A 14,054-nucleotide genomic window follows, 5' to 3' on the forward strand; every position below is an offset into this window, starting at 1 on the left:
CAATAAATCTGTTAAAAAGATAAACTTTTAAAACAAATTAATCTTCAATAATTCATATTTGATAGTTTTTTTTATAAAAATATTTAATTAACAACTGAAAAAAAGATATTATCTTATTGTAAAATAATTGTATGTTATCTAGTTTTTATTGTTTTGACTAATCCAAAAAAGAAAAAATATCATTCTAAAAATGTGTTTTTTACACAATTCGGAACTGTTTTGAAAAAGAAGTAAAAGAACTCTTTCAGCAACCGAATACATTATTTTAAAAACTAAGAAAAAAACTACTATTGCACTAGTGGATTTAGAATCGTCTGAATGAATCAGATTTATGCTACTTTAGACGCAAAATCACTCCAATACCCAAAACAAAGATTCCTATATCTTAATTTCTTTGTTTTTTTCAAAAATATATTCTTCCCGAAAATTCATAAAATTTAGTAGCAAAAAAAACCTCCTTTTTAAATATCTTAGCAGAATATTACCATCCTAAATAAAATCAACAAAAAATGGCTGAGCAATCTTCAATCCAGTGCCCAAATTGCGGCACACCAATCGATGTAAATGATGTTTTGAAACATCAATTGGAAGATAGTATCCGTAAAGAATTTCAACAAAAAGCCAGCGCTCAGTCCAAAGAACTGGAACTTAAAAACGAGCAATTCGAAAAAGCAAAAGCTGAGTTTGAGGCCAAGAAAAAACAGGAAAACGAACTTTTTGCCGAAAGACTGGAACGCGAAAGAAAAATAGCCGAAAAAGAAATTTCTCAGAAATTAAAAACCAAACTCGAAGAAGAAAATAAAGATCGCTTGCTTCTGATGGAAAAAGAACTTTCGGAGAAATCAGAGAAACTTCGTGAACTTAATAAAATGGAAGGTGAAATTGCGAAACTTCAACGTGAAAAACTCGAAATGAAAGAGGCTATCGAAACGGAAGCACAAAAACAGCTTAACGCTACTTTGATTCTGGAACGCGACAAAATCCGAAAACAGGAAGAGGAAAAAAACGAACTAAAAATAAAAGAATACCAAAAACAATCTGATGATCAGAAAAAGCTGATTGAGGAAATGAAACGCAAGCAGGAACAAGGCTCCATGCAATTGCAGGGTGAAGTCATGGAACTTGCGATTGAGGAATGGCTGGCCAGTAATTTTCCGTTAGACACTATTGATGAAGTAAAAAAGGGAGCTAATGGAGCCGACTGTCTTCAGGTTGTAAACACCCGAGAGGTACAAAATTGTGGTTCTATTTATTATGAAAGTAAGCGTACTAAAGCTTTCCAGCCTGCGTGGATTGAGAAATTCAAGAATGACATCCGAACCAAAAAAGCCAATATTGGGGTTTTAGTGACTGAGGTGATGCCTGCCGGAATGGATCGTATGGGAATGCGCGACGGGATCTGGATTTGTACTTATGAAGAATTTAAAGGATTAAGTGCTGTTTTACGTCAATCTTTAATACAAGTTAGCCAGGCCGTTCAGGCGCAGGAGAACAAAGGAGATAAGATGTCGATGCTCTATGATTTTTTAACCAGCAATGAATTCCGCTTACAAGTAGAAGGAATTGTCGAGGGTTTTACGCAAATGCAAAGTGATTTGGAATCTGAAAAAAGAGCCATGCAGCGTATCTGGAAACAACGCGAAAAGCAAATTGAAAAAGTAGTGCACAATACTCTGGGAATGTACGGCTCGATTCGTGGTATTGCCGGAAACGCAGTTCAGACCGTAAGAGCTTTAGAACTTGATTTTATTGAAGACGAAGAAGAACCGAAAACAAAAGAACTGGAATAATATCGATTGTATCTTCAATATAGTCCAATTGCATTGTACTATTTTCATACTACATCGGCATTATATCAGAAAAAAAATCGGACTGAAATACAAGTAAAATAGATATAATTTACACAAGTTGTGTATTTTTTACCCTTCGGATTATTATCCAAAAACAATTTGCCATTCCAATCAGCGAATTTTCCTGAACAATACTGCTTATTTCAGCATTAATCTTTGGAAATTCATCGCAATCGGAATGGCAAATTTAATTTTTATTTATAAAATGGGATTTAGTCTACTTTTCTAAAAACCAATAATTTCCCATCAGGATTAGAAAGTGTCAATCTTAAATTTTCAATTGAATAAGTAGTTGTTTTTTGCAATGTTTCTACAAATTCACCTTCTTTATTCGCCGGCATGCAAGCCATCAAAGTCGAAATTACATCCGAAAATCTCAACAATCCTTTTTCGAAGAAAATTTTCCCTCCGATATTATTACAACCTCCAAATCCTAAAAATGTATTCTCAGCAGCATTAATTTCGATACGTGGCATTTCTTTTTGGAAGTCAGAAGAAGTTAGTTTTCTTCCATTCAACTCCTCTAAAACCCAGATATCATGCAAACGATAATCTGTAATATACTTACCACAACCATTTAAAGTTTTACCGTTCATTTCTACTTTAACCGTATAAGGCGAAACGGCACCTGACATTGAATCCGTGCATTCAAATTGCTGAACGGTAATAGTAGCCTCTGTTTTTCCGCTTTTTACTCTATACATTTTTACATTAGCATCCATTGCTCTGATTGGTTCAACGGCATCAAAACTAATAGACTCCATTCCCTCGATCAATGATGTAAAAACAATTTTATCTTTTCCAAATTTCAATCCCCAAAATGGTTCATTTCCAGTAGCTTTAAAATAAACATCTAGATCTTCTTCTGAAGTGGTTTGAGAAGTTGTTTCTTTCGTATTTGTTTTTTTAACTGCAACCGACTTACAACTTAAGATCACAGACATTAGGGCGCATAGTAAAAGTACTTTTTTCATATCATTAAATTTTTTTATTATGACTTCACCCTAGAAAAAACCGAGCCAAAAATCAATACTGCCCGTTTTTTATGATTTTTTTAAGCAGAGTCTAGTATTAAAATTAAGAAAAATAACACAATTGCAAAAATAAACTTAATGCCTAAAAAATACTGCCAAACATTACCTTTTTATAATGCAGAGTAAAAACAAATCCCTCTCTCCTTGTGGAAAAAATTTACGAAACAACTAATTTCTGTATCTTTGAACTCTATTATTTTACTAAAAAATGAATACACCTTTTCAAAAAGCCAGCCAGTTGATTGATGCTGAGAATGCTCAGGATCCTAATCTCGAAATCGATCAAAATACAGAGTACCCAAAAGAATTATTGTATTCTGATCGAATGTACAAACGATTGATGCAATTTGAGCCTGAAGCTTCAGAAGCTATTCAGATTGCCTCAAAAGCACAACACATCTGCCGATGGAAAGTGGCACGCGAATCGTATCCAATGGATCGTGTTGGATATTTGAGATGGCGGGAAGAACTTAAAAAATTTCACGCAAAAACCGCAGCCGAAATTCTGGAAAAAGCAGGCTATGCTTCTGAATTTATCGATCGGGTTTCTTTTTTAATTGAAAAGAAGCTTCTAAAAAAAGATGCCGAAACGCAACTGTTGGAAGATGTAATTTGTTTGGTTTTCTTAGAATATTATCTGGATCCGTTTGTGCACAAACACGATGAAGAGAAACTCAAAAACATCATTAAGAAGACCTGGGATAAAATGTCTGACAAAGGGCATCAGGAAGCCTTAAAAATTAATTATACGGAAGAAAACTTAAATCTGATAAAAGCCTCTTTAGGTCTTTAACTTAATTTTAAATTAAGGTTAATTCCTTTCGGTATCTTCTGTGTAATTCTTCATTCCTATTACGTATATTTGCGTAGACAATTTAGACCAATATACGTAGGGTCTTGAAGTAACAATTAAATAAATCAATGAGTAAAACGATTCGGGTAGTCCTCGCGGATAATCATGTTTTTGTAAGAGATGGAATAAAATCTTTGTTGGAAAACGAAGTAAACATAGAAGTTGTAGGCGAAGCTACAGATGGAATCGATACACTCGAAGCTGTTGCTACAAGTGAGCCGGACTTACTTATACTAGACATACGTATGCCGCATTTAACCGGTATTGAAGTAGTAGAAAAACTTAGAAGTGAAAATAATAAGGTTAAGATTATTATACTCACCACACATGAATCTGAAGAATATGTATTAGGTGCATTGAAAGCAGGTGCCGAAGGGTATTTACTAAAAGATTCCAGCAAAGAAGAATTTTTAAAAGCCTTACATACGGTTTTAAACGGAGGGAAATATTACAGCGGTGATGTATCGGGAATTTTGATTCATCACTTTGTGCATTGTACTGTTTCATTAGGACGTAAACAAGCTTTAGCTGAAGAGATCACGATTACCAAGAGAGAAAAAGAAATTCTCTCACTTTTATTATCCGGAAAAGGGAATAAGGAAATTGGCGAAACCCTTAAAATCAGTAAGCGTACTGCCGAAGTTCATCGCTTTAACTTAATGAAAAAACTAAAAGTAAAAAACCTGATGGAACTTTCAAACAAAGCAACTGAGTATTCTTTGTTGTAAAAATTACGTACAATTACGTAACTCTTTCCAAAAACTACGTTTTGATCTTTTTTAAGAGGTACTACTCACTTTTATTAAAAACCATTTGCTCTGTTAAACTGTAAATTCATCATTACAGTTTAACAAAATTCTATTTACAAACTGCATCCGGATTCCATTATAATTTGTTAATTTCCACCCTGTTTTTTTTAAGAAACAGTGATAATACGGATGCTGTTTACAACTGTTGGAATCCTGAACAAAAAAACAACTTCTACTGAAATAAGAATTTAAGAACCAATACTTTAACAAAGTATAAAAAAAATATCAAACATGATCTAAATCATACAAACCTGCATCTATTTCTTATAAATTTACATGAATAAAATTTTGATAATTTATGAAAAATCTGAAACTACTTTTAATACTCATGATAGGAATGAGCTTTGAAATTCAGGCCCAGGAATTAGATGCCACCCTACAACTTCGACCACGTTTTGAATATCGAAACGGATATAAGACACTCCTGCCTGAAGGTCAAAAAGGAACCTCGCAAATATCACAGCGTTCTCGTTTAAATCTGAATTTTAAACAAGATGATCTGGCCGTTAAGCTGACTCTGCAAAACATCAGAACCTGGGGTGATGTTCCCACAACGACAACGGCAGACAAAAATGGTGTAGCCGTTTTTGAAGCTTGGGCACAATACAATTTTACCGAAAAATGGAGTGCCAGATTAGGCCGTCAGGTACTTTCATACGACAATCAGCGTATTATGGGAGAAATCGACTGGTTGCAGCAAGGTCAGAGCCACGATGCTGCAATGGTCACTTTTCGTCCTAAAAACCAACAGCTCGACATGGGAGTTGCTTACAACTCCAATGCCGAAAATTTAGTGCAGACCCCTTATACGGTAGCAAATTACAAAGCACTGCAATACGCCTGGTACCACACCACATTCAGCAACTTAACAATGAGTTTACTGGCGCTAAATACGGGCTACGAATATGCTAATGCCGACGCCAAATTATTAGTTGACTACAAACAGACTTTCGGGACGTATTTAACGTATAAGACAAAAAAAATAGACAGCAACTTGGGGCTTTACGGTCAAACCGGAAAAAGCACTAATAAACAAGTCAGCGCCTGGTATGCCGGAGCCTATTTGGGATATGCTATTTCTGATGCTTTTAAAGCCGGTCTGGGGTATGAATATTTATCCGGAAAAGACATGAACGATGGCAGTACGGTAATTAAATCATTTAATCCGCTTTTTGGAACAAATCATGCCTTTAATGGTTTTATGGATTATTTTTATGTGGGAAACCATCAAAACAGCGTAGGTCTTCAGGATGCTTATCTAAAACTAAGCTACAATGTAAAAAAATGGCAGTTTAATGTAATGCCTCATGTTTTTAACGCCCCTGCTAATGTAGTAACGCCATTAAACGAAAAATTAGGTTCGTATTTAGGAACAGAGGTCGATTTTACAGCCAACTACAATTTCAAAAAAGACATCACACTTACAGGAGGATACTCTCAAATGTTTGGCACTAAAACTTTAGAATTTTTAAAAAACGGAGACGCCGGACGTACCAATAATTGGGCCTGGTTAATGATTTCCATCAATCCAAGAATTTTTAACTGGAAAAAATAGTTCTTCAAAAACACACTATACAATCTGCCTCTTTTCAAAATGAAAAGAGGCATTTTTTGTTATACCGACTCCCTAATAACACCTTTTAAATTGGTATATTTGAGACTATCTTTTCTCAGACAGGAAAATCAGCTTATGAAAATTATAGCATGGAATTGTAATATGGCATTCAGAAAAAAAGCAACATTTCTTGACGCTTATAATGCTGATATTGCCGTAATCTCCGAATGTGAAAATCCTGAAAATTTAAAATTTCAAACCGATGCAAAACTGCCAAACGACATTCTATGGTACGGAACCAATCCGCACAAAGGACTTGGCGTTTTCTCCTATAGTAATTATAGTTTTGAATTGCTAGACTGTCATAATCCTCTTTTCAAAAACATTTTGCCAATAGCGGTTACAGGTGGAAATGTTGATTTTACTTTATTTGCAATCTGGGCCAATAATCCCCAGGATAAAGATGGACAATATGTAACTCAAGTCTGGAAAGCGATCAATTATTATGAAGATCTGATCAAAGAAAACAAAACCATTTTAATTGGAGATTTCAACAGCAACACGATTTGGGACAAACCCCGAAGAGAAGGAAATCACACAACCGTTGTAAACAAACTGGGCGAAAAAAAAATTTTCAGTACGTATCATAAATATTTCAAGCAGGAACAGGGCAAAGAAGAACATCCTACTTTATATCTTTACCGCCATGAAAACAAACCCTATCATCTTGATTACTGCTTTGCCTCACAAGATTTTATGAACGTTTTAGAGCGTGTAGAAGTTGGTACTTATCAAGACTGGACAATGCTAAGCGATCACAAACCTTTAATAATTAATTTCAATATCTAAATCATGACCAACTCCTGGACCGACCGGTGGAACGACCGTTACAGCGCCGAAGAATTTGCTTACGGCACCGCACCCAACAATTATTTAAAAGAATCATTAGAAAAACAAGACATCGGGACTATTCTTTTTCCCGCTGAAGGTGAAGGCCGAAATGCCGTTTTTGCTGCTAAACTAGGCTGGAAAGTTTCGGCATTTGATATTAGTTCAGAAGGGAAAAACAAAGCCCTTAAACTTGCCGAATCCGAAAATGTCATTCTGGACTATCAGATTGGAGAACTAGAAACCTTACACTATCAACCGGAACAATTTGATGCCATTGCTTTAATTTATGCACACTTTCCCGCAGAAATTAAATCGGCAATGCACAAAACACTGGATCAATACCTGCGCAAAGGCGGCTGTATCATTTTTGAAGCATTCAGCAAAAAGCATTTAGACTATCTCGCAATAAATGATAAAGTTGGCGGACCTAAAGATATTGCTTCTTTGTTTTCCATTGAAGAAATCAAATCTGACTTTCCAAATTATGAGATCATCACACTGGAAGAAAAAGAAATTGAACTCAATGAAGGTCTTTTCCACAACGGAAAAGGTTCCGTAATCCGATTTATCGGAAAGAAAAAGTAATTCATTTTACAAACATTTGTAGAGGCGCTACAATGCGTCTCTACACCGCACTTCTCCCCTCTCAAACAATTGTGTTCAGCTATCTCCGATCACAACTGAAAAATATTCAAAACAATATTCCGAATAAGAAGCTGTTTCCAGCTGTCCGTTGTATCTTTTGTCCCGAACCCCGGTACAAAAGGATGTCACTCCCATCTGGGCTAATGAGCTCAGTGTACAGTGTACAGTTTACATTTCACAATTAACAATTAACAATCAACTCCTCCCATTTTCCATGTAGAATTGTTAAGAGATTTCGGCTTTATATTTCGGCTAAAAAAACAAACAATTCACTTTCAAACACTTAACCTTAAATTTTATAAGAAAACTTAACATTGAATACCATGTTTTATAATTATCTTTACTTAACTATGAGTTAACAATTTAGTTACATTGCTGACGATAACCTTACCTAAAAGCACATAAAATATGGAAAACAAACCCGAAGAAAGCACACCGGACAAAATCGATTCTGTAAAACCTGAAGTTGTTCAGCCAGCTACAGAAAATGTAAAACCTACCAACACTCCTGTTAAAAAAGCCCCCGTTCGTAAAACGGCACCCGTTAAAACAACAGCGGCAGCAAAACCAACAGCAGCAAAACCAGTAGCCCCTAAAGCTCCAGCTGCTTCTGTTACAAAAGCCGCAACAACTACAACAAAAACACCTGCTAAGGCGGTTGTAAAAACTGCAGCAGCGACTCCAACTACAACCAAACCAACAGTAGCAAAAGCACCGATAAAAAAAACAGTAACACCCGCTGCTAAACCAGCAGAAAAAACAGTTACTCAACCAGCTGTTGCTAAATCAAAAGAAGAAAATACTAATCAGGCAGTTGAAATCGAAGAAACTAAAAAAGATAAAGCTGCTAAAAAAGCCAAAAAAGTGAAAGACAAAGAAAAAGACAAAGCCAAAAAGAAACTGGCTAAGAAAAAAGAGAAAGCTAAAAATGATAAGAAGAAAGAAAAAGCTAAAAAAGCTAAACTAAAAGCTGCAGCTAAGAAAAAAGAAAAAGCTAAAAAAGCGAAGGACAAAGCTAAAGCTAAAAAAATTGCAAAAAAGAAAGCAAAAGCTCAAAAAAAGGCAAAAGCCAAAAAGAAAAAATAATACTTACGAAAGGTTTGACTTTATACAAGTTGAACCTTTTTTTTTTGCACTTAAAAGGCTTAAAATTCGCTCAGCCCAACAAACCGAATATCTCCCTGAGCGATCCCAGATTTCAAGAGAATGGCTTTTTCATAATTAACAATTTACCCCCCGATCGCAATCATACTTCGGTTATCAAAATGTTTGGCAGGATCATTCATTTCATCAATCGTTACCATTCCGGCACGGACTTTCTTTTTACTTTGAACAGCTGCTGAAATTAAATTAGTTATCGATTCTCCCTTTCTAAAAGGCGTTAAAAGATCGGTTTCTGAATTAGAGAAAAGACAGTTTTTTATTTTTCCATCGGCAGTTAAGCGAATTCGGTTACAACTGTCACAAAACGGATTTGTAATTGAACTTATAATTCCGAAATCTCCCTGAAAGTTTTTTATTTTATAAGTTCTTGCCGTGAAGTTATCTTCGTCTTTGAGCTTGATAACTTCCTGCTGTGAAAAACGGTTTCCTACCAAAGAAAGAATCTCCTTTTGCGAAATCATCTTACTCCGGTCCCACTCGTTTCCCGCAAAAGGCATAAACTCAATAAATCGAACCGAAATGGGCAAAAACCGGGTTAGTTTAACAAAATCAACAATTTCGTTATCGTTAAAACCTTTTATTAAAACGACATTTACTTTTACCTGAAAATCATGATTCAAAAGTAAATGCAAATTATCGACAACTTTATCAAACTGATTTCGAAGCGTTATCGAACTAAATTTTGACGAAACCAGCGTATCCAGACTTAAGTTGATTTTCTTAATTTTAAACTTCTTTAAAACATCAATATGACGATCGATCAAAATTCCGTTTGTAGTAATCGAAACTGAAATATCCAGAGCAGACAGTTTTGAAATTATTTCCGGAAAATCTTTTCTTAAAAGTGGTTCACCGCCAGTTAATCTTATTTTATCAACACCATGTTGCACGAAAGTCTGGGCGATACTAAAAATCTCGTCGGCAGTCATTAAACTGCCTTTTGGAGAAAGCGCGATTCCATCCGCCGGCATGCAGTACGTACAACGCAGATTGCATTTTTCCAGCAGCGAAATGCGCAGATAATTATGTCTGCGTCCAAAACCATCCGTCAAAATAGTGTTAAAGGCTGTCATGATTTTTTCCTTTTAAAATATGAAAGACGTGCATAACATGCGGAAAAACCGCATCCATAGACTCTCTTGCTCCGTTTGTCGAACCTGGCAAAGCCAAAACTAAACTCTTACCTAAAGTACCGGCTACGGTTCTCGATAACATTGCATAAGGCATCCTTTGCTGTCCATAGTCCCGAATTGCTTCTTCAATCCCGGGAATCCTGCTTTCCAAAATTGGCGATAAAGCTTCCGGTGTAACATCTCTTGGAGACAGGCCTGTACCTCCAGTAAAAATCACTAATTGATGTTCCTTCGCAAATGCTTTTGTTCTGTCCTGAATACTATCAAATTCATCAGGTATGATTTCATAATGTGATACCTCAACACCATACGAACTTAATTTTTCGACTATAATTTTTCCCGAACGATCTTCCTTATCACCCGCAAAAATAGAATCGGAACAAACAAAAACAGCTGCTTTTATTGTATTCGGAAATTTATTCTTAAAAGACGACTTCCCGCCTTCTTTCTCAATCAATTTTATGGTCGAAATTTCGATTTCTTTATCAATCGGTTTCAGCATATCATACATCGTCAGAGCAACAATTGATGCTCCATGCATCGCCTCTACCTCAACTCCGGTTTTATAAACGGTTTTTACCGTAAAGATGATGTGAATTTCCAAACCTTTAATTTCATATTCGACCGAGGTAAATTCAATCGGAATAGGATGACAATCGGGAATCGATAAATGGGTATTTTTTACAGCAAACAATCCCGCTGTTTTTGCCATTTCGAGTACATTTCCTTTTGGCACTAAATTATTTTCCACCGCGTCAATTGTTTCTTGTTTACTTACTTTTACAATTGCGGTTGCGGTTGCTTTTCTTAATGTACTTATTTTATGCGTAATATCTACCATTGTGTCTTATTAGGAATTCTGCTTCCAGGTGAATGTATCGTTTTCAAACATTTCTTTACCAAAGATGGGCACATCGGTTTTAATCCAGTTTACGATGGCTTCTGTTGCTTCATAAACTTGTTTGCGCCGCGTTGCCGAGACAAAGACAAACAAACAAATTTCGCCCGCTTTTACAACACCCAAACTGTGGTAAATGTGCATACAAGTCAAATCAAATTTAGCAAACGCTCTTTCGCGAATGGCGTACAAAGCTTCGTTGGCCATATCCGTATAAGCCGAATAATCTATAGCTACAACGGTATTGTCATGAATCACATCGGCACGAACTTGTCCTAAAAAAATATTGTGTGCCCCAATTGTATGTTTCGATTGGTGTTTCGCAATCGACTCGGCTATAAATTCAGGACTAATTGGTCCCTCTACAAATACATTTTTACTCATTACTTCTATTTTTTTTGGCCACAGATTAAAAGATTTTTTTTGCCACGAATTCATGAATTTTCTAATTCAAAAAAAATAATTTGTGAATTCGTAGCCAATAAACCTGTATGTTTTTTTCACGCTCTATTTTTATTTACTCTTTTAACAGCTGTTTCATCGCTAAAGCACCTCCGGCAATACTTTTTATATTTTTAAATTGATGCTTTTGAAATAACTGTGCAGCTATCTTACTTCTTATACCCGACTGACAAAAAACATAAATCAGTTGATTTTTATCTAGTTTTTCTATTTCGCTTTCCAGATTGTTTAAGGGAATCTGAATACTGTATTTTAAATTAATTTTCGGCAATTCGTCTTCATTCCTAACGTCCAGAAACAAAACCTCACCCTTGTTTATTTCTTCAGCAATTTCCTGAAAATCTATTTCTTCTACCCGATTTTCTACTGTACTGTATTTTGCTTCAAATTTTTCTCTGTTTATAGGCTGAATATCACTTTTATCAAAATCATACTTTTGTTGTTCGTTGTTCAAAATAGTATAAACCAATATTTTTCCACTTAGAACTTCTCCAATTCCCAGAATCATTTTTAAAACCTCATTTGCCTGAAGCATCCCAATAATTCCGACTGAGATTCCAATCACTCCGGCATCTTCACAATTTAATGAATTACTATTTTCATTTGGATATAAACATCTGTATGTCGGTCCATTTTGATAATTAAAAACCGAAACTTGCCCCTGAAATCTGAAAATAGATCCGTAAACCATCGGTTTGTTAGTAAGCAGACAGGCGTCATTTATAAGATATTTAATTGCAATATGATCTGTTGCATCAACTATAATATCATACTTTTCAAATAACGAAACGGCATTTTTCGCTGATAATTTTTCTGCAAAAGCATCTGCTTTTACTTCCGGATTTAATTCCAGAATCATACGTTTGGCTTCTTCTGCTTTTGATTTTCCAACAGCCGAGCTTTTATAAATCACTTGTCGGTGTAAATTTGAAATCTCTATTACATCATCGTCCACAATCCCAATCTGACCAACCCCGGCTGCTGCCAAATAAGGCAAAATTGCAGCCCCCAGGCCTCCTGCACCAATAACCAAAACTTTCGATTCCGATAATTTGTGCTGGCCTTCATCTCCTATTTGCGGAAGAATTATTTGTCTGTTATAACGGTCTGATATCTTCATTTTTTTCAATTATCCTCCTGCAAATGGTGGCAATAAAGCAACAATATCACTTGTTTGCAAAGTACAGTCTATCGTTTTTGAAACTATCCTCTGATTTACCGCTACGCTAAAAGAAAGCGAATTCAATTGGTATTTCTCGTCTAAATCGCGCAATAGATCTTCCAGCGAAACTTCAGAAAAAGGTACTTTTTCGAATTCACATTTTGTCTTTTCGGCAACAGCTCCAAAATATTTAATTTCAATCATTCTTATAAATTTAAATTCTGAAAAATAAATTCATCATCAAAATGCTCCTGAAAATAGGAAATCCAGCTTGAAGTATTTTTTACTACTTCGCCAATGACAATAATGGCTGGCGATGTTATATTTTTTTCAGATACCAATTTAACAATTGTACTAATAGTACCGATCACTTTTTGTTCTGATTTTTTTGTTCCGTTTTGAATAATAGCAATTGGAAGATTATCTATCCTATTCTGCTGATAAATTGAAATTATCTCCTCTAATTTATGCATTCCCATCAAAATAATTACGGTCGCATCCGATTTAGAAGCCAAATGAATATCCTTCGATAACTTATGATCTGAGGTTGTTCCTGTAATAACCCAAAAGCTTTCGGCTACTTTGCGCTGTGTTACACTTATTCCAACCGAGGCGGGAACTCCCAGAGCTGATGAAATTCCGGGAACAATTACTGTTTCAATTCCAAATTGTTCTGCAAATTCGATTTCTTCACTTCCTCTTCCAAAAACAAACGGATCGCCTCCTTTTAAACGAACCACATGTCCGTGCTGCTTTGCCATTGAAACTATCAGTTCGTTAATCTGATCCTGAGTGTAAGCATGACACCCGAGTCGTTTTCCAACAAAAATAATTTCGGCATTTGATGCATACTCCAACAATTCTTCATTGACCAAAGCGTCGTACAAAACGACATCGGCGTTCTCTAAAGCTTTTATCGCTTTCATCGTAATCAGTTCAGCGTCACCCGGACCTGCGCCAACAATCGTCAATTTTGGTGTTTTAAAACTTTGCATACTCTTTCAACTTAAACTTGCATTCAAATCATTCAATTCATCAGCCGAATTAATGTTGGTTAAAGGAAAAATTTCACTTTCATCCAAATTAATAATCTGATGTGGTATTCGGGCCAATAAATTCATCATTTTTAGTTCGCCCGAATCAATAGTATTTTTAATAAAAGGGATCATCTTTTTTGAATAAATCCCTATCAATGGATGCATTCGGCTCTCAGAAGCAAAAACGGTAATTCCCGCTTCTTCCGTATGTTTCGATATTAACTCCTGTAATAATTCTGTTGAAATTAACGGAATATCACAGCTCAAAATCAAATTAAATTCGGTTTCAGAATGCAACAAAGCCGTATAAATACCACCTAATGGCCCTTTATCTGCAATAACATCCGGTACTTTTTGATAAGGGAGGTAATCATATTCTTTTGAAGCAGTAATTAATTTAATTTCTGCCGTAATAGGTAAAATCGCCTTGATTATATGCTCTATAAATGGCTTTCCCCGAAACAAAACCAATCCTTTCTCTGATTGCATTCGAGAACTTTTTCCTCCACAAAGAATAAATGCTGTTAGTGTTTCCATTGTTTTTAGTTTTTGTTTCAGGTT

The 14,054-nt window shown here is 35.5% G+C and carries 15 protein-coding genes; 7 read left to right on the forward strand and 8 right to left on the reverse strand.

Features of this window, described 5'->3' with window-relative positions; genetic code table 11:
- Window positions 1-509 precede the first annotated feature (509 nt).
- Window positions 510-1,790 carry a DUF2130 domain-containing protein gene (locus tag M4I44_RS20120; RefSeq protein WP_017495971.1) on the forward strand — a complete coding sequence of 427 codons (1,281 nt, stop codon included), beginning with the start codon at window positions 510-512 and terminating at the stop codon, window positions 1,788-1,790.
- A gap of 272 nt (window positions 1,791-2,062) precedes the next feature.
- Here the strand turns inward: M4I44_RS20120 and M4I44_RS20125 are convergent, their stop codons facing one another.
- Window positions 2,063-2,824: an META domain-containing protein gene (locus M4I44_RS20125; protein ID WP_249965882.1), complete on the reverse strand. Its 762-nt coding sequence runs from the start codon at window positions 2,822-2,824 to the stop codon at window positions 2,063-2,065.
- A 268-nt stretch (window positions 2,825-3,092) separates the two neighbouring features.
- Between M4I44_RS20125 and M4I44_RS20130 the strand changes: the two genes are divergently transcribed.
- The 6 genes from M4I44_RS20130 to M4I44_RS20155 all read left to right on the forward strand — a co-directional run bounded on the left by M4I44_RS20130 (window position 3,093) and on the right by M4I44_RS20155 (window position 8,723).
- Window positions 3,093-3,677 (forward strand): DUF4202 domain-containing protein, encoded by a 585-nt coding sequence (locus tag M4I44_RS20130; protein WP_249965883.1) that lies wholly within the window; start codon window positions 3,093-3,095, stop codon window positions 3,675-3,677.
- A 128-nt stretch (window positions 3,678-3,805) separates the two neighbouring features.
- Complete coding sequence (locus M4I44_RS20135) at window positions 3,806-4,465, forward strand: response regulator transcription factor (RefSeq protein WP_173967544.1); 660 nt, start codon at window positions 3,806-3,808, stop codon at window positions 4,463-4,465.
- A 379-nt stretch (window positions 4,466-4,844) separates the two neighbouring features.
- On the forward strand, window positions 4,845-6,101 hold the full coding sequence (locus M4I44_RS20140; RefSeq protein WP_249965884.1) for an alginate export family protein: 1,257 nt from the start codon (window positions 4,845-4,847) through the stop codon (window positions 6,099-6,101).
- 135 nt (window positions 6,102-6,236) lie between these two features.
- The gene (locus M4I44_RS20145; RefSeq protein WP_017495976.1) at window positions 6,237-6,950 is read left to right on the forward strand and encodes an endonuclease/exonuclease/phosphatase family protein; all 714 of its coding nucleotides are present in this window, start codon (window positions 6,237-6,239) and stop codon (window positions 6,948-6,950) included.
- 3 nt (window positions 6,951-6,953) lie between these two features.
- Window positions 6,954-7,577 (forward strand): bifunctional 2-polyprenyl-6-hydroxyphenol methylase/3-demethylubiquinol 3-O-methyltransferase UbiG, encoded by a 624-nt coding sequence (locus M4I44_RS20150; RefSeq protein ID WP_249965885.1) that lies wholly within the window; start codon window positions 6,954-6,956, stop codon window positions 7,575-7,577.
- Between the two features lie 468 nt (window positions 7,578-8,045).
- Window positions 8,046-8,723 carry a hypothetical protein gene (locus tag M4I44_RS20155; RefSeq protein ID WP_249965886.1) on the forward strand — a complete coding sequence of 226 codons (678 nt, stop codon included), beginning with the start codon at window positions 8,046-8,048 and terminating at the stop codon, window positions 8,721-8,723.
- A 143-nt stretch (window positions 8,724-8,866) separates the two neighbouring features.
- Here the strand turns inward: M4I44_RS20155 and moaA are convergent, their stop codons facing one another.
- From moaA to M4I44_RS20190, 7 genes are all read right to left on the reverse strand, one after another.
- Window positions 8,867-9,874, reverse strand: coding sequence for a GTP 3',8-cyclase MoaA (moaA, locus tag M4I44_RS20160; protein WP_249965887.1), 1,008 nt, complete (start codon window positions 9,872-9,874; stop codon window positions 8,867-8,869).
- Window positions 9,861-10,775 (reverse strand): bifunctional molybdenum cofactor biosynthesis protein MoaC/MoaB, encoded by a 915-nt coding sequence (gene moaCB / locus M4I44_RS20165; RefSeq protein ID WP_017495980.1) that lies wholly within the window; start codon window positions 10,773-10,775, stop codon window positions 9,861-9,863. Before moaCB ends, moaA begins: the two co-directional genes overlap by 14 nt.
- 9 nt (window positions 10,776-10,784) lie before the next feature.
- A complete protein-coding gene (locus tag M4I44_RS20170) occupies window positions 10,785-11,216 on the reverse strand; it encodes a molybdenum cofactor biosynthesis protein MoaE (RefSeq protein WP_026109935.1) in 432 nt (143 codons plus the stop codon).
- A 133-nt stretch (window positions 11,217-11,349) separates the two neighbouring features.
- Window positions 11,350-12,414 carry a HesA/MoeB/ThiF family protein gene (gene moeB, locus M4I44_RS20175; RefSeq protein WP_249965888.1) on the reverse strand — a complete coding sequence of 355 codons (1,065 nt, stop codon included), beginning with the start codon at window positions 12,412-12,414 and terminating at the stop codon, window positions 11,350-11,352.
- A 9-nt stretch (window positions 12,415-12,423) separates the two neighbouring features.
- Window positions 12,424-12,660, reverse strand: coding sequence for a MoaD/ThiS family protein (locus M4I44_RS20180; protein WP_249965889.1), 237 nt, complete (start codon window positions 12,658-12,660; stop codon window positions 12,424-12,426).
- A 2-nt stretch (window positions 12,661-12,662) separates the two neighbouring features.
- Entirely contained in the window at window positions 12,663-13,451 is a 789-nt protein-coding gene (gene cobA / locus M4I44_RS20185; protein WP_249965890.1) for a uroporphyrinogen-III C-methyltransferase, read from the reverse strand.
- A 6-nt stretch (window positions 13,452-13,457) separates the two neighbouring features.
- Complete coding sequence (locus M4I44_RS20190) at window positions 13,458-14,030, reverse strand: molybdenum cofactor guanylyltransferase (RefSeq protein ID WP_249965891.1); 573 nt, start codon at window positions 14,028-14,030, stop codon at window positions 13,458-13,460.
- Window positions 14,031-14,054: the final 24 nt, after the last annotated feature.

It is taken from the genome of Flavobacterium sp. B183 (assembly GCF_023539155.1).
In the GTDB taxonomy this organism is placed as follows: Bacteria; Bacteroidota; Bacteroidia; order Flavobacteriales; family Flavobacteriaceae; genus Flavobacterium; species Flavobacterium tructae.

What these genes read in the sequence shown, in the direction of transcription:
- M4I44_RS20120 (WP_017495971.1), top strand. Translation starts at nt 510, where the DNA reads ATGGCTGAGCAATCTTCAATCCAGTGCCCAAATTGCGGCACACCAATC.
- M4I44_RS20125 (WP_249965882.1), bottom strand. Translation starts at nt 2,824, where the DNA reads ATGAAAAAAGTACTTTTACTATGCGCCCTAATGTCTGTGATCTTAAGT.
- M4I44_RS20130 (WP_249965883.1), top strand. Translation starts at nt 3,093, where the DNA reads ATGAATACACCTTTTCAAAAAGCCAGCCAGTTGATTGATGCTGAGAAT.
- M4I44_RS20135 (WP_173967544.1), top strand. Translation starts at nt 3,806, where the DNA reads ATGAGTAAAACGATTCGGGTAGTCCTCGCGGATAATCATGTTTTTGTA.
- M4I44_RS20140 (WP_249965884.1), top strand. Translation starts at nt 4,845, where the DNA reads ATGAAAAATCTGAAACTACTTTTAATACTCATGATAGGAATGAGCTTT.
- M4I44_RS20145 (WP_017495976.1), top strand. Translation starts at nt 6,237, where the DNA reads ATGAAAATTATAGCATGGAATTGTAATATGGCATTCAGAAAAAAAGCA.
- M4I44_RS20150 (WP_249965885.1), top strand. Translation starts at nt 6,954, where the DNA reads ATGACCAACTCCTGGACCGACCGGTGGAACGACCGTTACAGCGCCGAA.
- M4I44_RS20155 (WP_249965886.1), top strand. Translation starts at nt 8,046, where the DNA reads ATGGAAAACAAACCCGAAGAAAGCACACCGGACAAAATCGATTCTGTA.
- moaA (WP_249965887.1), bottom strand. Translation starts at nt 9,874, where the DNA reads ATGACAGCCTTTAACACTATTTTGACGGATGGTTTTGGACGCAGACAT.
- moaCB (WP_017495980.1), bottom strand. Translation starts at nt 10,775, where the DNA reads ATGGTAGATATTACGCATAAAATAAGTACATTAAGAAAAGCAACCGCA.
- M4I44_RS20170 (WP_026109935.1), bottom strand. Translation starts at nt 11,216, where the DNA reads ATGAGTAAAAATGTATTTGTAGAGGGACCAATTAGTCCTGAATTTATA.
- moeB (WP_249965888.1), bottom strand. Translation starts at nt 12,414, where the DNA reads ATGAAGATATCAGACCGTTATAACAGACAAATAATTCTTCCGCAAATA.
- M4I44_RS20180 (WP_249965889.1), bottom strand. Translation starts at nt 12,660, where the DNA reads ATGATTGAAATTAAATATTTTGGAGCTGTTGCCGAAAAGACAAAATGT.
- cobA (WP_249965890.1), bottom strand. Translation starts at nt 13,451, where the DNA reads ATGCAAAGTTTTAAAACACCAAAATTGACGATTGTTGGCGCAGGTCCG.
- M4I44_RS20190 (WP_249965891.1), bottom strand. Translation starts at nt 14,030, where the DNA reads ATGGAAACACTAACAGCATTTATTCTTTGTGGAGGAAAAAGTTCTCGA.